Source organism: Alteromonas aquimaris, assembly GCF_026183695.1.
Lineage (GTDB): Bacteria > Pseudomonadota > Gammaproteobacteria > Enterobacterales > Alteromonadaceae > Alteromonas > Alteromonas aquimaris.
On the sequence record NZ_JAPFRD010000011.1, the window covers coordinates 571,963 to 596,110 of the forward strand.

Sequence of the window (24,148 nt, forward strand, 5' to 3'; positions counted from 1 at the left end):
CTTCTCCATTGACTCGCTCCTTGGCTAAGCGTTCGTACACGCGGTGTAACCCCACCGGGTCACACCCAGACTCTCCCGCGGTAATACTGAGGCAAAGGTGGGCGAGTCTACGGTGAACGAAAACAGTGGCACTAAGAATTGATGTTGATAATTGGTGATTTCCGCCCTGACTAAATCAATATCGCTAAAGGCACTGGCATTGGCACCGGTTTCATCCAGGTACGTGACGCTTATATTGGCGTTGTCCAGATTGGGGATCAGCGGGCGCAAATCCCCCAGGGCGTAAGTGATAGCATTGTTATCGACGATGCGATTGGTCTGGTCAAAATCACATACCACCGCCAGGCGTACCACGCGGCGAGATGCTTCGGTTAACACATTCCAGGTAAAAAATAAGCGGCCGACTTCAAATACGCTGAATAAAAATACAAAGAACAATGCCCCTACAATGGCAAACTCGACTGTATAGACACCTTGTTGTGCTTTCATTATGAGGCCCTCATTGAATAGGAGACCACCATAGGAAAATTTAGTGAAATGGCGGGATTGTTGTAAAAACTGAACAGGGCATCGGCAAATATGGGTGTCCAGTCGTAGCTCACTGTGATGGTGACTATCTCACCGCTTAAGTCGTAGGTAATTGCCGCAGTGGTCAGGCCTGGCAACATTTCCCCTTCATTGGTGGTGCCCCCGGCAATAATCAACTTAGTGGTGTCGGACTTAAGCTTGTCAGACACTTTAGGGATACCGGTATTATCGCTCATCGCCTTATCGCTCATATAACGGCTGGCATCGCGCACAATATTGGTGAGTGCATTGTATTGATACAACAGCCTGCCAAATTCTGCGGTAGCAAAGATAAGCAACAGCATAAAGGGCGCGACCAGAGTGAATTCGATGGCGGCTATCCCACGCGCTTTTGCAAAACTGGGTAGCTTAGGCATCGGTCACCCCCGCATGATAGAGCACGATTTTATAAGGGCCTGGCAAATCATCCGCGGTGCCAGAAGGGGTGCCCTCACTGGTGCAGGCTGCCACATATTCCCCCACCACATAAGCTTCTTTCCCTTTTTGGGTAACGGCCTGAGTAAGAAAGAAGCACGCAGAACCGAAATAACCTAACTGGGATGCACCATTGGTCTGGCCATCACAATCGCCCACCAGTATCTGTAAAATACGGCGTTCAGCGCGCGGGGGCTCGGGCGTGACAATGTCACCACTTAAATTCGTGCTGCTGCAACTGGCACTGCCGCCTGCGGCATTTTGGGTGTCAGTCTCATAAGTGGGATAACGATAAGCCGCGGCATACTCAGGCGACGCTGTGTCCAGCTCGCCCATTGTATTAAGTGGGATGTAATCACCTGCACAATTGTTTAAATCCCGGGGATGGTCGATATTATTCACCTGGCCGCCTTTCCACTCGCCCATGCGGGTGTTGAGCCCCTGTACTACCGGGCCCACGGTATTACCGGGTTCAGTGTCAATCTGGTCATCAGTTGTGCCAGTGGCGCTAAAGCACATTTCGCCGTTGTAATCCTCGCCGGCCATTGCCTTACGTATATCAGCGGCACCGGCGGCGCCTTCCAGGCGAACCAGCTGGAAGTTGCCTGGGCCAATCGGCGAATCAGGTTCAGAGCTGATTTTTAACAATTGCAACTCATTGATAGGTAAGCCAAAGTTGTCATCGGGATCGTTATTTGCGCCGCATACCACCATTGGCACTAAATTGCTGTAACACTCTTCCAACACAGTGCTTGGGCCAGCCACAGAGGTGGCATCGACTTCTTTACTGATGCCCACCACCTGCGCGAGAAAACTGGCCAATGGCAAGTCATTTAACGTCACGCGAATATACTGGGCGGTGGTATCAGCGGTGACCGTGAAGGGGTCGGGTCGCAAGGAAAACTCAATTTTCAGTTGTTCCGTGACATCATTGTTATAGGTATCCGCCATCGACAGATCCAGCTCGTCTGCTAATTCTGAAAATTCTTTGAAGGTCAGGTTCTGATTAATCATGTCGACGGCAGCCTGACGGGCAGCCGGATGGTCGCCTCCTTTTTGCAGCTGCGTGGCCGCGCTTAGCGCGGCGGCATCTACCAGCAACTGTAAACGTGATTTACTTAACAGTAAGTGACCGCCATCTAAAGCCATTGAGGCGGTGGCAATCATCGCAATCAGGCCAACACAAAATAACACCAGTATGTTGCCCTGCTGCTTTTTTTTCGCTGTGTGGTTTAGCCTTGCCATGATGTTTTACCTTTTCATATCCTAATCAATATTACTGGTTGTCTTTTGCTTCGACATTGCGCCCTTCTTTGCCGCTGTATATGCTGTTGCGATAGTTCTCTGCGGCGCGCTTAGCGTAATCACCTTGTAATTCGCGGGTGATGCCGTCGTTATTAACGGGGGCTTCACTATCCAGAATCTGCAGGTTAAATATCTTTTCGGAGGCTTGTGAAAGCCTGTATTCACTGGTTTGTGCGCAGCCTGTCAGCAGAATGAGTGCACTTACTAAATAACTGAACCGCATGCTAGTTCTCCTTATTTGCGAATATCGTGACCGTAGCGCTCGTCAGTACCGCCATTGGTAGGCAATAACATCATGGGTTCTTCCTGATAGGGAGTCCCCGCATGCGCGCTTCTCACCTGGCGGGTGGGTTCACCCATTAAGTAAAAGCGCAAGTCGGATGCCGGAACCAAACCGTCGGTGGGTAACCGCACATTGGCTTTATTAAAGGGTCTGACTAAGCGCGGTGTCACCATGATCACCAACTCTGACTGGCCGTTGATAAAACTCTGACTGCGGAACAACTGGCCTAAAATCGGAATATCGCCTAATCCCGGGAAGCGCTCGATATTTTCACGCAAGGTGTCAGACAACAGTCCACCAATGGCGAGAGTCTGGCCATCACCCATTTCCACGGTGGTTTCTGAGGTGCGTTTAATAATGGATGGGACCACGAGTAGTGAATTGGTACCGGCAGGATTTACCCCCACAGTATTGGCGTTAGAAATTTCACTCACCATCACCTTAAGATTAAGGTTAATTTTACCGCTATCCAGTACCGTAGGAACAAAACCCACGCCTACCCCAAAATCACGAAACTGAATGGCGATGCCATCATCGCGCGGCACCGGAACGGGAAATTCACCACCGGACAGAAATTCCGCTTTTTGCCCGCTGAGCGCAGTAATATTCGGTTCTGCTAGAATTTTCGCCATGCCATTTTCCTTGGCAATATCCAACGCTACGTTGAAAAAGATATTGCTATCCAGATAGCTACCGATAATGCCATTAGAAAATTCGTACGGCGTGCCCTGGGTGACAAAGTTGTAAAAGTCGGCACCACGAATAATGTCAGCATTCCAGTGGTTGTCGTCAAGCAAACCCAGCAGGTTGATATCCACATTAAATGAGCGGCTGACCTCGGTACTCATTTCGGCCACCACCACTTCTAACATCACCTGATGGCCACCCCCTACGCTTAGTAAGTTCAACACCTTACTTGTGCCGTTCTCCCCTCCAGCAGCATCAGCGTAGGCGGTGGCAAGGTCAACGGCTTTGTTCATCTGAATAAGCGAAGACACTTCTCCGCTTAGCACTAACTGGCCTTGCGACGAGTGAACGTCGATGGCTTCTTCAGGCATAAAGGTATGCAAACGCGAACGTAAATTGGCCAGATCGTGGGTAATTTCCACATTCAGCACATCCACCAGGGCGTCTTCTTCATCCCACACCATGACATTGGTGGTACCCAACTGCTTACCCACCACATACAATTCGCGCTGACGTAAAATCAAAATATCGGCAATCGCCGGGTTACCCACCGACACCCGCTGGGCATTGCGGTTCAAATTTAAGTTGCGCGACTGATGAATAGGCACATAAATAATCTTTTCAGTATTGTAAGTGGGCCCGCCAGCATAGGAGTCCGGCGTCACCAGTACCAAATAGGCAATAAACGCAATGACAGGCCAAAGCAGCGACTTGAATCTGAATAATGTGGGTATCATGGTTATTTTCCTCCTGCGCTCTCTGCTTTAATGGCAATCACTTCCTGATGACTGCCGCGGATCAAATGAACTTTGGGTGAGATATAGGCGCGTACAGGGGGGGGCGGAACCACTTCTGCGGCTTTTTGCGCTTCTGCCGCCAGCGCCGCAGAATGTTGGGCAATCTCTACCTCGGCATTATCAATCGGGTTACGCAGGGCCAGCTGTAATCCCCCTCGTGAGCGTGCATTCATCAGTTCCTCGGCCTGCTCTAAGGTAACCTCGACGGTCACCGCACGTACTACCCGCGGACGATTCTCGTTATTCTGCGCGGTTTGATCGATAGCCAGTATTTTTACATTGGCCAGCACAATTTCGGTGAGATTGGTTTCCCCTTTTTTAAAGGTGTTTAAGATGTCCACCTTGTCGCCGGGCAGTAAGAAACCTGCCACTCCCACCACATCGTTAACCCGTATGGTCAGCGCGCGCTTGTTTTCCCCAATCAGGCTGGCTAACGAGCCGCCTTCGCCCTTCGCAATTACCCGTTCAGCGCGAATTACATCGCCGCTATACAGGGTTTCCTTGGTGACTTTACCCACCACTTTTTGCAAATCACTAAAGGTATTTTCCGGAGCCAGGTCGGCGGGATACTGGCGCGTACGAATTTGTTTGGCACTGATGATACTGCCCACCGGAATGGTCTGGGCTGCTTCTACCACGGCCACCTTGTTTTTGTCGGGTTCACTGGCATTGGCATTTAGCCAGTTATTCGCCAGATACACGGCGGCCAGGCCAAAACCGATGGATAACGCCAGAAATAATAATGTGTTCTTAGTCATCGCTAGTCTCCTTAAACGGCGTTAACAAAATAGTGTCGCCATGCATTATCAAGTAAGTCAGTGGTTACCACGTGGGGCAAACTGTTGTAACGCACTGCGTCCCTGACAATCCCGAGCAAATCGCGCGGGTAGCATGGCAAAAAGGGGATAGATCTGGCGGCATGATAGGTAGTGACCAGATAATCGAATTCATCTGTCGCGCAGCGTAAGCCGTATTCGCCACTCACGCGCTGCCATAGCTGCTGATACTGCTGCTGCGAGAGCGGCTGCATTTGAATTTTGTAACCTAACCGGCGTAAAAAGGCATCATCCACCAGTTCGGCAGGGTTTAAATTGGTAGAAAACAGCATGACCAGCTCAAACGGCACCTCAAAGTGCGCGCCGCTGCTTAGGGTTAAAAAGTCTTTACGCTCTTCCAGTGGAATAATCCAGCGGTTGAACAGGGCGGCCGGCGAGACCTGCTGACGCCCTAAGTCATCGAGTAACAAAATGCCGTTATTGGCTTTCATTTGCAGCGGCGCTTTGTAAAGATGACGGATGTTGTCGTAGCTGACTTCGAGCATATCCAAAGTCAGTTCGCCACCGGTGATCACCAGTGGCCGTTTGATCAGTTGATAGCGTGTGTCCTGCAGCGTCTCGGTGGGGTGCAAGACAAGTTGGTGTACTTGGGGGTCGTAAAGCTGAATGATCTGATTATTCACTTCTACGGCATAGGGCTGCATTACTTCATCATCAAACACCTTGATAAGCTGGCGGCATAAGTAGCTTTTACCTGAGCCGGGTAAACCATACAGTAAAACCGGTTTATTCGAATTTAATGCCATGCCCATTGCCTGCAACGCATCGCTTTCAAACGATTCACCGGCTAAGCGTTCTTGCATAAAAGCCTGGGTTACGCGAATATTCTGATGGCTTTGTGCCTGCACCACCTGGGTGTATTGGGACAAGGGCACGGGCACGGGTCCGATATACCCGCTTTGCAATAATAGATGCTCGGCACATTGTCTGCCGCTACCGCTTAAGCTAAACCGGGCTTGCGCGGTACTGGCGCGATTTTCTACCCACATCATCTGCTTGGCTTCGGCTAACAATTCTAAAATAAGCTTGCCCGGTATGCACAGTGTCGCCACCAGGCTTTCCAGGGTCGCCACCTGTTGTTGCAATATATGTTTCAGTAATAAATCCAGCAGTAACGGGCGGCCTATACCAAGGTTGCTCAGGTTAACGGGCTTGGTAATCCCCCCTAGGGCGGTGGACGGGGGTGCCGCATCGGTTTGGCTGGCGCTAAAAAGGTTCAGCTCACTTACGTTGGTGGGCTCAGGCTCGTTGTGGTCGATTTGTACAGAAGACATGGTCATACCCAGTACTCAAGTGAGGTGAACAAAGCCCGCAAAGCGCGACTTAGCTCGGGGGTGGAGTAACAGGTGTAGATAAAGCCTAAGGCCAGCGCAGGCGCATAGGGTACCGAAATGGCGCCTAGTTCATCCGCATCAGGTTTAAAATATGTGCGAATGATCAGGCAGTGGTAATAGCGTTTAAACGTTTTGGCTACGCCACTCACACCTGTTTTAAAAGCACCGAAAAGAATCGCCAGCACACTGCCAAAAATAATACCCCAGACCAGGGTAAGAAAGGTGGGCAGGGTACCCATAATGGCCCCGACGGCCATCATCAGTTTAACGTCGCCGGCGCCAATCAGGCGAAACGCAAATAGGGGAAACATAATTACCAGTACGCCGAAACCGGTGGCAAACGCGATAGCAGCCTGCAGTGCTCCGAACAATACAAAGTTGGCGAAGATGCCAATGCAGAAAAATAGTAAAGTTAACCAGTTAGGAATCGTAAATGCGCGAAAATCCCACCATACCGCGATGGCAAAAAGGAATAATGTAATGAGGGTGAGCGTTAGCATGTTTATTCCCTTTAAAATAGGGGGGGAATCCCCCCTGTTCGCTAGTACATTAATTCTATGGCGTAGTGGTTGTACCGCCTGGAGCTACACAGTCACCCGCACCTGCGGTAGACGCAGTACCGTTGACCGCTTCGCACAAGTCATCGATACGAGCTTCGGCAGAATCACCTAAGGTGATGAACGCGGTGACCATGCCACCTACCACCAAACCACCGGCGATGGCATATTCCACCGCAGTTAAACCGGACTCATCCTCGATGAACTCCTGTAACAAACAAGTTAGTTTTTTCATTCCAATATCCTCTAATGTAAAAGATTACTCGCCAGCCAATCCTGCTAGTCGCAGCAACGTGATTAGTTGGTAGAGGGAGAATAGAAGAGAAGTCACGCATAAGGCTTATACCTAATTGCGAAGGCTTGCCGTTATATGCGTTTTTTATCCATTGCTTGCGTAAAGCTGGTACCTAATTGCGTGGCGTCTAATTGATAGATATCGGGATACCAGACGAGTTGGTCGCGTTCGGCGCGCACGGTCTGATAATTAATATACACGGCCAGCGGCGCAGGCAGTTTAACGGTGCGAGTTGCCGACACGGGGCGCTGCGCGAAACTGCTTAGTAAGGTTTCGGCCAGTTTATCGGCCTCCAGCAGGCGAATACAGCCGTGACTGAGGGCGCGCTGGGAGTGGTCAAACAAATGCTTTACCGGGGTATCATGTAAATAAATCGCCTGATTGTTGGCAATGTTAAAGCGCCAGCGCCCCAGGGCGTTAGCTTCACCCGGGCCCTGCTCGAGACGGTAATCCCGTAATTGTTGCGCAAGTGGCAGGGTGCGCTGATTAAGAGGCATTACGTCGTCGCGGTTAGTGCGACTGCGCCAGTAAAAGCGCTGAGAACTAAGGCGAAGCGGGTAGTCAGTCAGCTGTCGTTGCAGCTCCTTATTAATGATGCTTGCTGGCGGTCGCCACACGGGGTTGGCGGTCACCGAGTCAATTTGGGTGAGCATAATGGGTGTCGGCGTAGTGGGGTGGCCGACGATCACCGGCATACTCAATTGTTCCCGCTGATGGTGATGATACGATAGCCGGTAAGCGGGAATATTTACCATGATATAGTGCGCTGGTGGGTGGGAGGGCAGCGATAACCAGCGTTGTAAATTTAACTGCAATAATCGCAGGCGCTGGGCCGGTGACCGCGTCAGCATGGTGCGTGTGGCTGCATCTATTTTTCCGCTGGCAACGAGCTGATGACGGCGTTGAAAGCGTTTTAACGCTGTTACCACGGCGGGCGAAAAGTCGTAGTAGGCTGGCTGATACGATGAGGTGAAGTCACCCAGCTGCCTGAGCATAAAAACGAGCTTGTTTACTTCTTTATGCCGTTGCCCTAAACGTGGCATAAACTGCGGATCCAGTTTGGGCCAGGGCTGGTAGCTAAGGGTGCGCATACGGGCAATGTGTTGTCTTAATTGGCTCACCTGAGCAAATTTGGGGAGTTGCGCATCAATCAGTGCGGCTAGACGCTGTTCCCAAAAGGCCTGCTGAATTTGCTCTTCACTTAACGCGGGTTGCAAAAGTTGATGATTAATCGCCACGGCACTGATCTCAATCAAGGCTTTGGTAAGCAGCGTGGCGGTTTTATCCTGTTGGGCGAGCTGGTCAGCACTTAGCTCCGCTGAATCCAGGTATCCTAAGTCGGCCAGCAGACTCACCAGCTCTACGGCTGAGTTGGTTAACTGATTGTCAACAAACCATAGGTTTTTATGCGTAAACGTAAAAGGTTCTGCCAAGCCGTGGCCGCTGAACCACAACAGACACCCGCAAAGCAAACTTCTACCGCGCATTGTCTAACCTATGCTGTGCAGCTGCGTACGCTCTACCGGCACCCGTTGACGTGCTGTGGCCTGCATAGCGGGTAAGATATTCAGGCGCAAATTCTGATAGCGTTTATACACATCGTTGAGCACAAATTCCCGGCACCCTTCCATATATGCACGTGGGGTGAGGCCAAACTGTTCTTTAAAACTCCGGCAAAAGTGTGACGGGCTGGAAAATCCCAGCGCAAACCCCACAGAGGTAATATTGGATTTGGGATTGTCCAGTAGCATTTCAGCCGCTTCGAGGCGGCGACAGGTAAGGTATTGGCGAAAACATAAGCCGCAAATATCTTTAAACAGGTGACTTACCCGGCTGGGGCTTAAATTGAGCTCGTTAGCCACTCTGGCCAGCGTTAGTTTGGCGCAGAAATGTTCTTCAATCAGTTGAATAATTTCTTCAATATTAATTGAATTTTGCGCCGAACAGCCCAGCTCCAGTTGCTGTATCTTTGTGATATGCCTGGTGTCGTGAGACGGGGCCAGGCGCGGCAGAATAGAGTCCTGTAAACGTATACAATCTTGCGGATAACAAGGCAGTAATACGACATCATCCACATGCAACCGCAGCAGTTCGCACAAACTGGGCAGGGTAAGATGCTGCGCGATGACGACTAAAAACCGACACCCTTTGGTTTTCAGTGAATCAATGTTATACGCATGTTTTGAATTCAGATTTGACATGACATACGCCACCAGTTCAGGCGCGGGCTGGTCGTTCAGGGTGAACTGGGAAAACGCCGCGGTGCTGACAGGCAATACGTTGTCAAGCGATGAACATACTTCCTTCATCAGTGCGGGTTGCGTTCCAGTGAGCACCAGACACGGTTGTTCAGAGTACATGACGCGATTCATCCTTTGATTACTCAGCGGTGACTCCATTGCAAATGCTACGCATTTTTTCACTGAGTATATTGTTTATTTTGTATTGTCTTTGTTATGCCGCGGAGGGAACGTAAAAAATCGACCGACCACGGTGGAAATTTTTCTTGCTGATAACATTTAGTTGATAAACGCAGGAACTGTCAAATTATAAATAAATTAAATCTAATAAAGTAGATGAATAAGTTTGGTGGTCAAACCACTGAAACTGCGGAGTGGAGGTATCTCATTGATATGTATGCTTTATTATGGGGTTGTGAGTGCTTACTTTCCGTTTCGGTGTCCGTATGCGGTTATTTAAGTTATTGATAATAAACTGACTTTTATTCATAAAATGAATGGGATCCACGATAAATGAAAAAAGTTTAATAAAGTGGCGTGATCTGATTTATCTATTTTACATTTTCATCTGCTTAAAGTAGCTTTTTAAAACCGTGCTCAGCTAAAATGGGTGGGTAGAAACCGGGTAATGTTGATTAGTTAAAGGATACCGATGCAGTGATGTGGATGCGAGGCTTGGCGTTGTTATTATTCAGCATTATCGTCTTTATTGCTGGGTTTGCAGTTCTCGCGATAGACAGCGAACCCTCTGTTAATGTGGACGTTTCCGAACAGATCCGTAACGCGGATGAGGTAAAAAACCTTTTACGCCAGATCAGCGACTCATTACAAAAACGCACCCGTGAACAACAAATTGATGTATCTGAGGAGCAATTATTAAGTATCGTCGGTCTGCTTCAACGCGCGAAGCCCGCTTTTCATGGGGATATCGCGGTGACAGAAGCGCGCACCTTGATTGCAGCCAGCGTGAAATTACCCATTAATCTAGCCTCCCTGTATATCAATGTCGAAATAGAGGTATTACCTGCGGCGGGCTTAGATGTGGGGTATGTCAAAGTGGGCAGTTTGTACCTGGCGGGCAGTGCGGCGGTGTTTTTGGTTGAAAGTATTGTCAATAAATGGACAGATAGCCAGATTGCAACCCAAGCCAGACAACAAATTACCCAGGTAAATATGACCGACGAGAAGGTGGTGGTTCACTTAAAGCCACTAGAGGCATTTCTTAATTATTTAAATGAACTGCAAAGTGGGATCAGTCCGGATACCAATGATGAGCTGAAAGAACTTACCGCCTATTATTTACGCTATGCTTCTTATCAGGATATTGCACTGAGCAACGAGCCTCAGTTGCTGGTGGATTATTTACGCGCGGTGTTCAGACGTGCCGCCCAACGCAGTGAACCGGACTCGGTAGTGCTGCATAACAAAGCTGCCATCCTGGGCCTGGCCATTTTTATCGGCCATCATCGTATCGCCAATTTTGTTGGCGATGTGCACCCCGACGCCCAACGCGCATTGAAGCCCGCTGCTCCCGCTTTGTTAGGAGGACGCAACGATTTGGCGCGACACTTCATTATTTCCGCCGCCCTGAAGGTTTTAAGCGAACAAGGGGTGTCGCTGGCAATCGGCGAATTTAAAGAATTAATGGATCGCGCGATGGGCGGAAGCGGCTATAGTTTTGTCGATTTAATGGCCGATATGGCGGGAGTGAAATTTGCCAATATTGCCACCGAACCGTCCACCGCTACCCAACTGCAGGAAATTATTGCCGACATTGCGGATGATAAAATGCTGCTTCCATCCTATGAGGCGTTGCCTGAAGGACTCAGCAAGAAGCAATTTGAAGCACAGTACCAGCGCGTAGACAGTGAAGCGTATCGCAAACGCGTTAACGAAATCGAGCGTCGGCTCGCTGAATTGTCACTGTACCAGTTAGATCCCGATTTCTCATTTTCGCAGCGTTGACTGAAACTGGTTGATGGTGGTCAGTAACTGTTCAATTTTTTGTACCAATGGAGGGAGCTGCTGCTTAATCGTTTCTTCATCTTTTTGTTGCAGCGTTGTCCACTCATTAGCCACTTCTTCTACATAGGGGCCAAAACGTTTCGCCTGCGTGGTAAAGCCACTTTGCGCGGGGAAAATCGCCTGAAACTTACCTTTTTGTTCACGTTGCAGCGCTTCCAGCGCAGTATCTGCGTCTATGGCTTTGCGATATAAAACTTGCAGGGTTTCCTGCAGGGCATGACTGATATTTTGCATAGGGTATCTATTCTCCAATAAAAACGGCGGCATAGTAGCGTAATTACTGCTGTCTCTCCACTGCTGAGACACGCTCAATCCTCCACCACGATGCGGTACGCCCTCTGCTCAGCAGTAGTGAAAAACATTTCATCTACCTAATTTACCTGAAATGGGCAGCCTTCCTGAAAGTCCTAAGTCTCTGTCTCTGAGCTGATTAACCTTCAATGGGGTGTGCTCTAAACTAAAGATCAGCTGCAGGGAGTCGATAAAGATAAAAGCGGGTAATCCTGCTCGCTTTTGTAATGCTTAAGCAAAGAGGAAATGGTATGGATCTACAAGGTGTAAGTGCCTCGGGAACCGGTGCGGCGCTTGAGTTGGCATCTCTTAAAATGGCTAAAAACCAGCAAAAACAAGAGGGTCAGGCGACGCTTCAACTACTGGAGTCTTCAGCAGTTGACGTACCTAAATCTTCATCCGCAAATCCAGCCGTAGGGGCCAACATTAATACCTACGCGTGATTTGAAACTGGTGAAAGACCAGAGATTACGGATGTAAATGCAAGTCCATAGGCGTTTTGCCAGGCTGGCCTCCAATTTCTCGTACGAGTTTTGGGACCAGAAAACCTGGCTGGCGCTTTATCAATTCTGCCATCAGCTTTCTCGCCTCGTTATCACTCACCGCATAGTGTGCGGCCCCCTGGACTTTATCTAACAGGTGTAAGTAATAAGGTAATACACCCGCAGCAAACAATGCTTCATGCAGGTTTTCAAGTACGTCGGCGTTGTCGTTAATTCCCTTGAGTAAAACGGCTTGGTTTAATAGGGTCACACCGGCTTGTTTCAGGATTAACAATTTATCTTTTAACAATGCACTCACTTCGTTGGGATGATTGGCGTGGATCACCAGTATTTTTTGCAGCGGAGACTGCGTGAACCAGTTAACAAAGTCACTATCTACTCTATTCGGAATAACCACGGGAAGCCGTGTGTGAATGCGTAAGCGTCTGATGTGAGTAATCTGTGCTATTTGCTCTGCCATCCAGGCTAACTGACTGTCCTTTGCCATTAGCGGATCACCACCCGAGAAAATAACTTCGTTAATCTCTGTATGACTTATTAAGTAAGTGAGTACTTGCTCAAAGTCGCGTCTATTGATGGCATTGTCACTGTAAGGGAAGTGGCGACGGAAACAATAGCGACAGTTGACCGCGCATCCGCCACGTACAATTAACAGCACACGACTGCGGTATTTGTGCAGGATCCCCTGACCCGCAGTATCGTGTTCCAGCAGGGGATCGTCACTGAATCCCTCGCTCAAGGTGAATTCCTGCGCCATGGGAAAAACTTGATTCAACAAGGGATCGCCAGGGTCCTGTGGCTTCATCAGCGCGGCAAAAGAGCGCGGCACGCGCATAGGAAAAAGCCGACGTGCTTCAATATGCGCCGCGTAATCCTCGACTGGAAGATTCAGATAGCGGAGTAACTCCACCGGATCGGTAAAGCTGCTGGCTAACTCTTTTTGCCAGTTATGCTCTACACTGGCAATAATTTTAGGTATTATTTGCGCCACTAACTTTTTACACCTTTTATTCTGTCAGAGGAAATATGGCTAATTACAGTACAAACGAGTTCAAGGGCGGCCTGAAAATTATGTTAGACGGCGAACCTTGTAATATCCTTGAAAATGAATATGTCAAACCAGGCAAGGGCCAGGCCTTTAACCGCGTTAGAATTCGTAAGCTTATTTCCGGCAAAGTGCTGGAAAAAACCTTTCGTTCCGGTGAAACGGTTGAAGGTGCCGATGTACTCGACACTGAACTGGCTTACCTGTACACAGACGGTGAATTCTACCACTTTATGAATAATGAAACATTCGAACAAATCGCTGCAGACGAAAAAGCGGTGGGGGATAATGTTAAGTGGTTAAAAGAAAATGATATTTGTACAATTACGCTATGGAATGGTACGCCGATTACCGTGACTCCGCCTAACTTTGTCGAGTTAGAGATAACTGAAACGGACCCTGGACTCAAAGGTGACACCGCCGGTACTGGAGGCAAACCTGCTACGTTAAGCACTGGCGCCGTGGTTCGCGTACCTTTGTTTGTGCAGACCGGTGAAGTCATCAAAGTAGATACCCGTTCTGGGGAATATGTTTCGCGCGCACAAAAGTAGGCATTAATCGCGTCAGTGCCTCACTGGCGCGGGTCTGATCTTATGCACCAAACCTGGCATCCAACCGCTTCAGCCGCCAATATCAGAGCGCGCGCGGACCTATTGCAGTCAATCCGGCGCTTTTTTGCGCAACGTGAAGTGATGGAAGTAGAAACCCCTCTGCTTTCTCACGGTAGCGTGACCGATATTCACCTGAGCGCTTTTTCCACTCAATTTGCGCATGCCTCAGATGGTAAAGTAAAAACATTATACCTGCAGACGTCACCCGAATATGCGATGAAACGCTTGCTGTGCGCGCAGATTGGGGCATGTTATCAAATTAGCAAAGCGTTTCGCCATGAAGCGGAAGGCCGCTGGCACAATCCCGAATTCACTATGCTTGAATGGTATCGTCCGGGGTTTGACCATCATCAGCTTATGGATGAAATGGATGAGCTACTGCAGCTCACGCTGGAAGTGGAAGGTGCTCAGCGTAAGAGTTACCAGCAGGTTTTTGAGGAAGTATTAACGATTGATCCGCTTTGCGCTTCGGATAACACCCTGCGACGAGCGTTAAGCGAACACGATATCGATATTCATGGCGACGCCCCATTAGACAGAGATGCCATGTTGCAGTTGTTATTCAGTTTCAGAATTGAACCTGTTATTGGCCAGAATGTACCGTGTTTCGTTTATGGATTTCCAGCCAGCCAGGCTGCACTAGCCAAATTAAACGAGCAAGACCCGCGGACTGCTGATCGTTTTGAGGTGTACTTTAAGGGAGTGGAACTGGCCAATGGCTTTAATGAACTCAGCGACGCTCGCGAGCAACGGTTACGCTTCAACAATGACATTGAACAACGAGCAGCCTTGCAGCTACCGCCAGTAGAACACGATGAGCGTTTTTTACAGGCACTTGAACACGGCCTGCCCCAGTGTGCTGGGGTGGCGCTTGGCGTAGACCGTCTGCTGATGCTTAAAACGCAATCCGATCATATCAATCAAGTGATCAGTTTTCCCATTTGCCGTGCATAACCCTTTTCTGTGTCAGCATAATGCTGTATGCCTGGTTTCAGGTGGCAGGGTTTACCGATTGAAAAGGATGATGTTAAGCGAGGTAGTAGTGTTTTATTCTGTGCAGCTTATCTCAAGTTTGAACATAGTCAGTAAAGTGAACGCATGACCCCTTCGTTTGTTTTACGAAAACTGCGGCAAGATGATAGCCACTTTATTATCAGGCTATTAAATGATCCTTTGTGGTTACAGTATATTGGCAACAGAGGGGTTTACCGTGAACAAGACGCCCAAGCGTATATTCAGCAGAACCTTGAACATTTTGACAAGTATGGGTATGGATTATGGGTGGTGGAGCTTGCGCTAACCGGGCCGGTTGGTTTGTGCGGGCTGCTAAATCGTAACGTTTTTTGCTGTCCCGATTTAGGCTTTGCTTTTTTACCAGAGGGTAGAGGCAAAGGCCTGGCCTTCGAATCAGTAAGGCACACCATTGAGCGGGCAAAAAATGAATATGGTTTCTCTTTTTTAACAGCCGTAATCGATCCTGATAACTACCGCTCAGTATCTCTTCTGGAAAAACAGGGGTTTACTTACTATGGTCGTTACTTTTTCCCGAAGAAACGTCATCCGGTAAAGTTGTTCTGGCTGGATTTGCGCTCCACTTAAACTGCAAACGCATTTGGTAAGCTTGTATACAAGAGATAAGCTTTAAACCGAGTAAGGCGGATAGATAATATGACGCGGAAGGTCTCAAATGCCTTACGCTGGCTGTCATCCCAAACCATTCACTGTGGGAGGAAATTGGCAGACGCTGGCCGAATTATCGAATGCTGGTCTAATTAGCCGCTGCCTTGAAGCTGGCTGATTCTCGATGCTTCAAAGGCTATCAATGACAAATTGAGCGTGGGATTACCCGTGCAGAAACGAACTGCTTCGGTCCTTACACTGCAGGGTGACTCGCATCCTCTTATACAGCTCTCTGGCTGATGCGCTGCTGTGGACTCCGCATCAATTCGATAAGCGGCCTATGGTCAGACGATAGCGTTGACAATTCTGCTGGCAAAATTGGGAAGCCACACCCGTGACAAGACCGATTGATGCTACTCGTTTATTACTTTACTCACTCCCCCGGACAGTCGCAGATAAACTATTTAAGCTTGTTGATTTTTTAATCAGCAAAGTTCGGCTATTCTTAAAATAAACGCAGGCGTAACCCTTATAAAATATAGAACCTCAAGCAGTTGATCGCATTCCACTGTTTTAAATAAATCTGAGCAAAGGTGTAACCAATGAATAGCGCGGTCGCGGAGAGTCTAAGGGACACTCGATACCGCAGAGAAACGAGGGAAGTACGGCTTAGTCTACTTTGCCTGGTGGGTTTATTTGTGCTGGCTATTAGGGGCTGGGCTGCTGAAGAAGAAGAACCGGACGTCATTCGAATCCCCAAATACGAGATGACCAGCGAACTGTTCGATTACTACCATGGCCTGTTAGTTATGGCGCTGGAAGTCACAGAGGAAACCTACGGCAAAACATTGGTTGAAATTGAAGATATCCCCACGCTGCAAAAACGTCAGCAGCTAGGTTTAAAAAGTGCTACCACCGATGTCATTTGGGGAATTAATACTATCGTGCAGGAAGAGGAGTTCATTGCGGTATCGTTTCCGCTTTCTGCTGACTTGTTCAGCTATCGACTATTGGTAGTTAATGCGGACGACGAACGCTTCAGCAAACCGTTATCCGATGCCCAATTAAAAAAGATGAAAGCAGTGCAGGGACGTGACTGGCGGGATTACGAGGTACTGCAACAAAACGGCTTTAACGTTTCCGGCGCCGATCATCACATGACCTACAGGCTATTAGAAACTGGTTTTGTCGATTACTTTCCCCGGTCAATTATCGAAGTGTGTGAGGAGTTAGATAGTCATCCCAATGTGGTTATTTATCCAGAAGTGGCGTTTTACTATCCAAATGTGATCCGCTTTTACATTAACAAGGAAAGAGCTGAATTAGCGCAGCGATTGCAGGAAGGGCTGGAAAAGGCTTACGCAGATGGCACTGTGTTACATAGGTTGATCTCGCAACCATTCTTTCGTGATTTTTCCGCCCTAATTTATGAAAAGCGCATTATTGAATTAGCCTCGGATACCAGTGAGCAAACTCTCGCTTTGCTCTCCCATCCGTTGATTAACGAAGTTAAGGATGTCATCCACGCGCTCCCAGACGAGTGGTATCAACCGCACCCTAATCAACGATGTGATTGGCGTGAGAGTAATGTACCCCCACCCGAAGACACTAAAACAAAAGCCAAGAAATAGCCGTTAGACTGCTCTAGCAGACGCTATCGGCGGCATCAGTCCTGTTTTGGCTAGCCGCTAAAGCGGCGGCAGGACGCTAGCCTTTTCAAGAATGATCATTTCCTTAGGGGCGTTTTGTTCACCCAAGGCAACTAAGTATTCCGTTTCGACGTCAGCCATCTTATCGGCGATTTCTGATCCTTCTACGATCATACCAAACACAGCATAACCCCAGTTGCGACCTGGGTTAAGGCTTTCATTATCGTTGACGTTGAAGAAGAATTGACGGGTAGCGGAATGGGGATCATTCTGACGCGCCATTGCGATGGTATGCAGATCATTGGTAAGGCCGTTACCCGATTCATTAAAAATGGGGTCATAAGTGACCTTTTCATCCAGGTCAGGGGTGTAGCCACCGCCCTGCACAACGAAGCCGGGTACGGTTCTATGAAAAATCGTGTTGTTATACAGTCCATTTGCCACGTAGCGCAGAAAATTATTCACGGTTATGGGCGCGCGACGTCGATCCAGTTCTACTACAATATCACCCATCGACGTTTCCAACTTTACCCGCGGGTAATAATTATCAGGCTGTACTTTTGCGCCATCATCAATAGGTTTGGCAAGGGTGTGTCCCGCCGTTAAAACACTGAGAATGAGTAAACAGTTAACTATAATGCTTTTCAACATGGGTATTCCTTAGAGGTTAACGCTTTGCAGCACATAAAATGACAAATTTGTGATTACTGGCGATAAGCTTAACGCCCCCGAATAGTCGCTTCAACTTAGCATGATAATCCAGATGACGATTACCAACTACGATCAGGTGTCCGCCCTGAGTTAATAGCCGCTTGGAGTCGTGAAACATCTGCCAGGCGATGTGGTCGGTGATAGCACTTTGTTGATGAAAGGGGGGATTGCACACCACTTTGGTGACGGGAGGCAGGTGTGTCTGTTCAAAAAGTTCTTCTAAACAGTTACTGGCGATGAAGCGACAGTCTGACAGTTGGGCAGGGAAGTTATCCTGCACATTTTTTTCGGCAGATGCCAATGCCATGAAAGATTCGTCTACAAAGCTAACCTTGACGCCTGAGGCAGAAGAGAGGGCGCTGAGGCCTAAAATACCATTGCCGCAACCTAAATCTACCACATGATCTGACGGCTCAACCTGCAAATGCTCGAGCATTATGCGCGCCCCAATATCGAGGGATTGGCCCGAAAATACATTTGCATGATTGCTGACACTAATACGCTGTCCGTCAGGCAGCGAATGGTGCCAGACAATAGGAAACGGCGAGCGCTGAACGGTGGCCAATTTTTCTTGCGTTGGGGTGGCGAAAATTAAACGCGATTTCTTTTTTGCCAACGAGGTAGTCACTGGTCCAACATACTTTTCGAACAGGTTAAGTACATTACGGGTAATGCTTTTCACTTTTCCCGCGGCGATAATGGTGGTGTGTGGAGTGGCGACTTTCATCAATTCAATCAACTGATGTTCGAGTAAGTTGAGAGTACGTGGTATTTTAATCACCACAACTGATGGACTCTCGGGCATGGGGCTCATACCGTTAGTTGCCGTAACCGGTAGCCGAACCAGTTTTTCTTCTGTTTCTTGCACTGCTTGTCCGTTGGCTAGCAGATTCTCTCGTAAAGAACGATGGGCAATCCAGGAGTCTGAAAGCCAATGCGGTGACACCTCTGCAAACCAACAACCTAAGGTGCCAAAATCATCGTTGATAATCACCATATTGTGCAGCCGTGCAGGCGTTATCGATTCCGTGATATAGTCAATCAGTAATTCATCTGCGCTGTCCCATGCCTGCAAACTCACATGTTGCGATTGCGCGGGGTAACGAATTAAATGCAATTCACGTTCGCGGAATAAAAATGTTGTATTCAATTTTTTATCATTCATTTGAGGTGCAAATTTGAAGCAGCAAGGTTTATTTGAAAATTCAACTCATAAGGGCGAAAGTTTACCTCTTCCCGATGCAGATGTAACTTATTATGCAAATTGGCTTGCTGGTAGTGAAGCTGACCTCCTATTGCGAACTCTGCGAAGCCAGATAAAGTGGCAGCAGGAAACTATCAGTTTATATGGTAAACAGCATTTGGTGCCACGACTTCAGGCGTGGCACGGAGACCCCGACTGCATTTACCAATATTCCGGCTTAACCATGCAGCCACAGCCATGGATAGCGCCCTTATTACAGCTTAAGGAGCGCTGCGAAGCCATCGCCGGCAACGCCTTTAACAGCGTTCTGTTAAATTGGTATCGGCATGGTCAAGACAGTATGGGATTACACGCCGATGATGAACCTGAGCTTGGCCGGGAACCGGTGATCGCTTCACTGACGTTAGGCGCTGAAAGGCCATTTATTTTTAAACACCGAACCTTGCCAAAACGCCACACGCTTACACTTCACCATGGCAGTTTGCTTCTCATGGCAGGGCGTACGCAATTAAATTACCTACATGGTATCAGCAAGACCGTAAAGGCCGTTGGTGATAGAATTAATCTTACCTTTCGTTATATATACCCACAGGAATGACAAATGCAGGTGAAATCATTCATTGAGTCGGTGCTTAATGAGCATCTTCAGCCAGTTAGATTAGACGTGCTTGACGAGAGTTATATGCATAATGTGCCCAGTGGTGCACAAAGCCACTGGAAAGTCACCATTGTAAGTGACGCCTTTACGGGGCTTCGGCTTATTCAACGGCATCGCAGAGTAAACGAGTTGCTTAGTGAAGCGCTGGAAGGGCCAGTACACGCCTTGTCGCTGCATACCTTTACCTCTGAAGAATGGGAAAAGCGCGGAGAAAGTGTCGCTGCCTCGCCTGAATGCCGTGGTGGGGAATAGAAGTCGCTTGGTTGCTGATCACTTTGCCGGTGTATGGGGTATTAACCATAAAATAGTGAATTAGAACAAGGCTATGGTGACAGACAGAACAACTTTATTTGCCCCCCGCACATTGCTTGTAGTGTGGCTATTCAGCGGACTTTGCTGGGGCTTCTTGCAGTTAGCAATGGTCATTATGGCTGGAGAAACATTTCAGATCGACTCCACCATCATGTACGCGTTACGCAGTGCTGCAGATTTGTCCGATCCCATCGGACCGAGCTGGTTAGAAGAGATAATGCGAGACGCTACTGCACTGGGGAGCAATTGGTTATTGGTGGTCATCACCTTTGTTGTAGCCTGTTACTTACTGTTAATCGATCGCAGGCGCATGGCCATATTCCTGGTGTTCGCTATCCTTTCCGGCATCGCGGTCAGCTTTGCTTTAAAATTTGGTTTTTCCCGTCCGCGGCCAGATTTAGTGCCCCACCATACCCGAATTTATACCAGTAGTTTTCCCTCCGGCCATGCGATGATGTCTGCGGTGACTTATCTGACGCTAGCCGGTCTATTAGCGCAAGTTCAACATCGCCGTGCGACAAAGGCGTTAGTATTCTTTGTGGCGATATTTACCATGCTGCTAGTGGGAGCTTCTCGCGTTTACCTGGGCGTTCACTGGCCCAGTGATGTGGTGGCAGGCTGGTGTGCGGGCGCCTTTTGGGCAATGATGTGTTTTCATATTGCTAAATTTTACCGTTTACGACGAGCCGATTAGCACTGCGGGTCAGTCGACACCGGTGAATGCTTGCGCAAGACTTCCGGATGCCCATCTACTTTCGCTTCTTGTAGTTGCCGTTCGCAATGCCAGCTGTGGGTGGGACGTTGAACGCAATTTCTGCCCGAGCGCTTGGCCAGATACAGCGCGGCGTCCGCACTTTTCACTAATTCACCACCATCAGACGGGGTGGTCGGATGTAGACAGGATACCCCGAAACTGGCGGTTACCGCGACCTGCTCACCGTTCTCAAGTTTAAACGGTGTATCGCTGATGTGCTGGCGAATTTCTTCTGCTAACTCGAAGGCTGCCTGCTCAGAGGTGTCGGGTAAGAGTACTGCGAACTCCTCCCCCCCATACCGGGCCGCCACGTCAGCCGGGCGGCTAACTACGTGACGTATACTATCAGCGACTTGCACGATACATCTGTCACCTGCTTGATGGCCGTATGAATCATTGAAGGATTTGAAAAAATCAATATCAAGCATGATCAAGCTTAAAGGCTTTCTTTCGCGAATGGCGCGCCTGATTTCCTCGTTAAGTCGTTCGTCAAATTCTCTACGGTTGGAAAGCTGCGATAACTTATCGATAGAAGCGATCTTGCGTAACTCTTTGTTTTGCTCGATCACCTTTAAATAAAGCGCCATGGTGTCCAGCAAGAGCGCTAGAAACACAGCACCAGACGAAATAAGACTAAATATTCTGGCGGCGTACCAGCCGACACTAAAGCGTGAGCCGGAGTAAATGGAGACCAAGCCTTCGCACAATGCCGCAAGCATCGCCACCGCTAACCACGCATAGATATCGGTACGAAAACGGCCCTTGAATACCACCATAAACAGCGCCGTCCCACAGGTAAATGCGACCAGGGGACCGATTATATTTTTGAGAATATTACCAAACTGATTGTCCTGCGACACCATTTCCGGAAGTGTCACCCAACCAAACAGAGAAAGGGTCAAAATAATTGCTACCACGATGATTTCTGCGGTGAATAGATACCAGGCCCAGAACTTCGGTCTGTCGGTTACTATCGGGTTGGCACCATTCAAACCCAATGCGATGGCGATGATGATGGGGAAACCTATATGCCAGAACGTCCACAGCCAGGCGGCTTCAGTACCGCCTGCTTGAAAGGAAGGGGTGAGCGTGATTGTTTCATGCAATAACATGATCTGTACTGGCGAAATAAGAGCAACCCACAAGTAAGCCAGAGAAAGAAATGCGTAAGTAAAGCGTCCCGTACGTAAGAATTGGGCTAACAGCAGCAAAGCGGTGATAACTTCAAAGATGAAAACCGCGGTGCCATAGGAACCCAGGAAAGTGGGGGAGACCGAGCCTTCTTCAGCGCCGTTCACAATGGCCCAGCCACTGCCGACGAGGAGTATTAAGCTGACAATAATAATACTGACGAACTGCTTTTTGCCTGGCTGAATATCAAGTTGTCTTACGGGCATCTGATTTTATTCACGCTTAATTGTTGTTCTAAAGACGGCTAATACATTTTCTTAAAGCAAAATTAAGCAAGAATTCTGCCTAAGACCCTGATAACGAGCGGTTTTTCATAAAGTCGTGGAATTACTACCTATAAATTAGCTACTTAACGCTCTACTTGATACGAAAAACGCCGAGTTTTCGGTTCAGTCGGAAAAGCGTGACTGGTACAAACAACCCAGAAATATACAGAAAAGTGCTAAGGCTTCGAATAAAAGACTCTGGTTGATATGCCAAAACTGATAGTTTCCAGGTTGCCGAGGGGCTGCGGCCGGGAATCTATTTTGATTAACATTCTGTTAAAAGATTTTGCCGCGCTCACGTGATAGTATTAGCGCCGCTAAATTTCGAGAATAATCAAGTGAAAAGACATGTTTGATATCATTACCCGCCGCGATGGCAACGTCAAAAATGATGTACTGTCGGGGATTACTGTTGCCCTGGCATTGGTTCCTGAAGCTGTGGCCTTTGCGTTCGTCGCAGGCGTTGAGCCAATGATAGGCTTATATGCAGCCTTTATGATGGGGCTCATCACGTCTGCCATTGGCGGTAGGCCAGGCATGATTTCCGGTGCCACAGGCGCAATGGCCGTGGTGATGGTGGCGCTGGTTGCCGAGCACGGTGTGCAATATTTGTTTGCCGCAGTTGTGCTGGCTGGTGTACTGCAAATACTGGCAGGGGTATTTCGCCTGGGCAAGTTTATCCGGCTGGTACCCTATCCCGTTATGCTGGGCTTCGTAAACGGCCTGGCAATAGTGATTTTCCTTGCCCAATTGGGTCAGTTTCAAGTGCTCAGTCCTGCTGGCACGGTAGAGTGGATGCAGGGAAGTATGTTAGCGTGGATGGTAGGACTAGTTGCCTTAACGATGGCAATTATCTACTTCTTACCCAAACTCACCACAGCTATACCCGCCTCTCTGGTCGCTATTGTCACCGTTACCTTACTGGTGCATGGTCTTGACCTGGAAGCCCGCACCGTCATCGATTTTGTTCGCGACCTCCTTCCTGCCGAGCAGCGTGAAAGCGCGACGCTGGCCGGTGAGTTACCTAGTTTTGCTATTCCCATGGTGCCACTGACCTGGGAAACCTTTATGATTATTCTGCCTACATCGATCATTTTATGTTTAGTTGGACTTATCGAGTCACTCTTAACGCTTTCCCTGATTGATGACATGACCGATACCCGCGGACGTGGCAACAAGGAGTGTGTGGGGCAAGGTGTGGCCAACACTGTAAACGGATTCTTTGGTGGCATGGGGGGGTGTGCGATGATTGGACAAAGCATGATCAACATCAATTCAGGTGGCAGAGGACGTTTGTCGGGGATTACGGCTGCATTAGTCCTGCTTGGGTTTATCTTGTTCGCGGCGCCTTTGATTGAGATGATTCCGCTGGCTGCTTTAGTCGGGGTGATGTTTGTGGTGGTAATAGGTACCTTTGAATGGGCGTCATTCCGTATTATTCGTGGGGTGAATAAAGAAGACGCGTTTGTACTTTTCCTGGTTACTGCTGTCACCGTTATCGCCGATTTGGCCATTGCTGTAGTGGTGGGGGTTATCGTCTCAGCACTGGTATTTGCCTGGAAACACGCTCGTCATATTGTGGTGCATTCGCATATCGACAATGACGGTTGGAAGGTCTACGAGCTAGACGGCCCGTTGTTTTTCGGTTCGGTCTCGCATTTCCGCGATTTATTTGACATTGAGGGAGATCCGGAACACGTGGTTATCGACTTTAATAAAAGTCGCATCTGGGATTCCTCCGGCATAGATGCCCTTGATTCACTGGCTGACAAATATGAGGCCAAGGGGAAGAAGCTGCATATCCGCCATATCAGTTCCGAATGTCGCGGCTTATTAAATAACGCTGATAAGTTTGTGGAAATCAATGTGCATGAAGATCCCCGTTACCGCATCATGTCTGACGAGCTGGGATAAGTAGAATCCTTTTTAACTTCATTCAGTAAAAGCTGAACAACAAAAAAGGCGCGATTCA

Annotated in this window: 26 protein-coding genes; 10 read left to right on the forward strand and 16 right to left on the reverse strand. The window is 48.6% G+C overall.

The genetic code is table 11. The features are described from left to right. Positions 1–24: 24 nt before the first annotated feature. The 11 genes from OPS25_RS12680 to OPS25_RS12730 form a co-directional block, all read right to left on the reverse strand. Complete coding sequence (locus OPS25_RS12680; protein ID WP_265618110.1) at positions 25–489, reverse strand: TadE/TadG family type IV pilus assembly protein; 465 nt, start codon at positions 487–489, stop codon at positions 25–27. Continuing rightward, the gene (locus OPS25_RS12685; RefSeq protein WP_265618111.1) at positions 489–944 is read right to left on the reverse strand and encodes a TadE/TadG family type IV pilus assembly protein; all 456 of its coding nucleotides are present in this window, start codon (positions 942–944) and stop codon (positions 489–491) included. The genes OPS25_RS12680 and OPS25_RS12685 overlap by 1 nt, the downstream gene beginning before the upstream one ends. Continuing rightward, on the reverse strand, positions 937–2,247 hold the full coding sequence (locus tag OPS25_RS12690; RefSeq protein ID WP_265618112.1) for a TadE/TadG family type IV pilus assembly protein: 1,311 nt from the start codon (positions 2,245–2,247) through the stop codon (positions 937–939). The genes OPS25_RS12685 and OPS25_RS12690 overlap by 8 nt, the downstream gene beginning before the upstream one ends. Before the next feature lie 31 nt (positions 2,248–2,278). Continuing rightward, positions 2,279–2,530 carry a hypothetical protein gene (locus OPS25_RS12695; RefSeq protein WP_265618113.1) on the reverse strand — a complete coding sequence of 84 codons (252 nt, stop codon included), beginning with the start codon at positions 2,528–2,530 and terminating at the stop codon, positions 2,279–2,281. 11 nt (positions 2,531–2,541) lie between these two features. After that, entirely contained in the window at positions 2,542–4,014 is a 1,473-nt protein-coding gene (locus OPS25_RS12700) for a type II and III secretion system protein family protein (protein ID WP_265618114.1), read from the reverse strand. Between the two features lie 2 nt (positions 4,015–4,016). Beyond that, on the reverse strand, positions 4,017–4,832 hold the full coding sequence (gene cpaB, locus OPS25_RS12705; RefSeq protein ID WP_265618115.1) for a Flp pilus assembly protein CpaB: 816 nt from the start codon (positions 4,830–4,832) through the stop codon (positions 4,017–4,019). 11 nt (positions 4,833–4,843) lie between these two features. After that, positions 4,844–6,184, reverse strand: coding sequence for a P-loop NTPase family protein (locus OPS25_RS12710; RefSeq protein WP_265618116.1), 1,341 nt, complete (start codon positions 6,182–6,184; stop codon positions 4,844–4,846). A 2-nt stretch (positions 6,185–6,186) separates the two neighbouring features. Continuing rightward, complete coding sequence (locus OPS25_RS12715) at positions 6,187–6,744, reverse strand: A24 family peptidase (protein WP_265618117.1); 558 nt, start codon at positions 6,742–6,744, stop codon at positions 6,187–6,189. A gap of 55 nt (positions 6,745–6,799) precedes the next feature. Continuing rightward, positions 6,800–7,036, reverse strand: coding sequence for a Flp family type IVb pilin (locus OPS25_RS12720; RefSeq protein ID WP_265618118.1), 237 nt, complete (start codon positions 7,034–7,036; stop codon positions 6,800–6,802). A gap of 131 nt (positions 7,037–7,167) precedes the next feature. Beyond that, positions 7,168–8,583, reverse strand: coding sequence for a L,D-transpeptidase family protein (locus tag OPS25_RS12725; protein WP_265618119.1), 1,416 nt, complete (start codon positions 8,581–8,583; stop codon positions 7,168–7,170). 3 nt (positions 8,584–8,586) lie between these two features. Further along, positions 8,587–9,456: a helix-turn-helix transcriptional regulator gene (locus OPS25_RS12730; RefSeq protein WP_265618121.1), complete on the reverse strand. Its 870-nt coding sequence runs from the start codon at positions 9,454–9,456 to the stop codon at positions 8,587–8,589. A gap of 537 nt (positions 9,457–9,993) precedes the next feature. Here OPS25_RS12730 and OPS25_RS12735 point away from each other — a divergent pair. Next, positions 9,994–11,301 (forward strand): hypothetical protein, encoded by a 1,308-nt coding sequence (locus OPS25_RS12735; RefSeq protein WP_265618122.1) that lies wholly within the window; start codon positions 9,994–9,996, stop codon positions 11,299–11,301. Here the strand turns inward: OPS25_RS12735 and OPS25_RS12740 are convergent. Beyond that, positions 11,284–11,595 carry a hypothetical protein gene (locus tag OPS25_RS12740; protein ID WP_265618431.1) on the reverse strand — a complete coding sequence of 104 codons (312 nt, stop codon included), beginning with the start codon at positions 11,593–11,595 and terminating at the stop codon, positions 11,284–11,286. The genes OPS25_RS12735 and OPS25_RS12740 overlap by 18 nt on opposite strands. A gap of 308 nt (positions 11,596–11,903) precedes the next feature. Between OPS25_RS12740 and OPS25_RS12745 the strand changes: the two genes are divergently transcribed. Beyond that, positions 11,904–12,095 (forward strand): putative motility protein, encoded by a 192-nt coding sequence (locus tag OPS25_RS12745; protein ID WP_169210929.1) that lies wholly within the window; start codon positions 11,904–11,906, stop codon positions 12,093–12,095. A gap of 25 nt (positions 12,096–12,120) precedes the next feature. Here OPS25_RS12745 and epmB read toward each other — a convergent pair whose 3' ends face one another. Continuing rightward, positions 12,121–13,146 (reverse strand): EF-P beta-lysylation protein EpmB, encoded by a 1,026-nt coding sequence (epmB, locus tag OPS25_RS12750; RefSeq protein WP_265618123.1) that lies wholly within the window; start codon positions 13,144–13,146, stop codon positions 12,121–12,123. 35 nt (positions 13,147–13,181) lie between these two features. On the opposite strand from epmB, the gene efp reads away from it, so the two are divergent. The 4 genes from efp (at position 13,182) to OPS25_RS12770 (ending at position 17,062) form a co-directional block, all read left to right on the forward strand. Next, positions 13,182–13,751 (forward strand): elongation factor P, encoded by a 570-nt coding sequence (gene efp / locus OPS25_RS12755; RefSeq protein WP_265618125.1) that lies wholly within the window; start codon positions 13,182–13,184, stop codon positions 13,749–13,751. A gap of 42 nt (positions 13,752–13,793) precedes the next feature. Next, a complete protein-coding gene (gene epmA / locus OPS25_RS12760) occupies positions 13,794–14,765 on the forward strand; it encodes an elongation factor P--(R)-beta-lysine ligase (protein ID WP_265618127.1) in 972 nt (323 codons plus the stop codon). 144 nt (positions 14,766–14,909) lie between these two features. Beyond that, positions 14,910–15,410, forward strand: coding sequence for a GNAT family N-acetyltransferase (locus OPS25_RS12765; RefSeq protein WP_265618128.1), 501 nt, complete (start codon positions 14,910–14,912; stop codon positions 15,408–15,410). Between the two features lie 623 nt (positions 15,411–16,033). Continuing rightward, the gene (locus tag OPS25_RS12770; protein ID WP_265618130.1) at positions 16,034–17,062 is read left to right on the forward strand and encodes a type 2 periplasmic-binding domain-containing protein; all 1,029 of its coding nucleotides are present in this window, start codon (positions 16,034–16,036) and stop codon (positions 17,060–17,062) included. A gap of 57 nt (positions 17,063–17,119) precedes the next feature. Here OPS25_RS12770 and OPS25_RS12775 read toward each other — a convergent pair whose 3' ends face one another. After that, positions 17,120–17,731, reverse strand: coding sequence for a peptidylprolyl isomerase (locus tag OPS25_RS12775; protein ID WP_265618131.1), 612 nt, complete (start codon positions 17,729–17,731; stop codon positions 17,120–17,122). A 16-nt stretch (positions 17,732–17,747) separates the two neighbouring features. Next, complete coding sequence (locus OPS25_RS12780) at positions 17,748–18,941, reverse strand: methyltransferase (RefSeq protein ID WP_265618132.1); 1,194 nt, start codon at positions 18,939–18,941, stop codon at positions 17,748–17,750. 28 nt (positions 18,942–18,969) lie between these two features. Between OPS25_RS12780 and OPS25_RS12785 the strand changes: the two genes are divergently transcribed. The 3 genes from OPS25_RS12785 to OPS25_RS12795 all read left to right on the forward strand — a co-directional run bounded on the left by OPS25_RS12785 (position 18,970) and on the right by OPS25_RS12795 (position 20,659). Further along, a complete protein-coding gene (locus OPS25_RS12785) occupies positions 18,970–19,593 on the forward strand; it encodes an alpha-ketoglutarate-dependent dioxygenase AlkB family protein (RefSeq protein ID WP_265618133.1) in 624 nt (207 codons plus the stop codon). 3 nt (positions 19,594–19,596) lie between these two features. Further along, positions 19,597–19,905 carry a BolA family protein gene (locus OPS25_RS12790; protein ID WP_265618135.1) on the forward strand — a complete coding sequence of 103 codons (309 nt, stop codon included), beginning with the start codon at positions 19,597–19,599 and terminating at the stop codon, positions 19,903–19,905. 73 nt (positions 19,906–19,978) lie between these two features. Then, a complete protein-coding gene (locus tag OPS25_RS12795) occupies positions 19,979–20,659 on the forward strand; it encodes a phosphatase PAP2 family protein (RefSeq protein ID WP_265618136.1) in 681 nt (226 codons plus the stop codon). On the opposite strand, the gene OPS25_RS12800 is transcribed toward OPS25_RS12795, so the two are convergent. Further along, entirely contained in the window at positions 20,656–22,116 is a 1,461-nt protein-coding gene (locus tag OPS25_RS12800; RefSeq protein ID WP_265618137.1) for a sensor domain-containing diguanylate cyclase, read from the reverse strand. The two genes, OPS25_RS12795 and OPS25_RS12800, sit on opposite strands and share 4 nt — an antisense overlap. Positions 22,117–22,524: 408 nt before the next feature. Between OPS25_RS12800 and OPS25_RS12805 the strand changes: the two genes are divergently transcribed. Further along, positions 22,525–24,090 carry a SulP family inorganic anion transporter gene (locus OPS25_RS12805; protein WP_265618138.1) on the forward strand — a complete coding sequence of 522 codons (1,566 nt, stop codon included), beginning with the start codon at positions 22,525–22,527 and terminating at the stop codon, positions 24,088–24,090. Positions 24,091–24,148 lie beyond the last annotated feature (58 nt).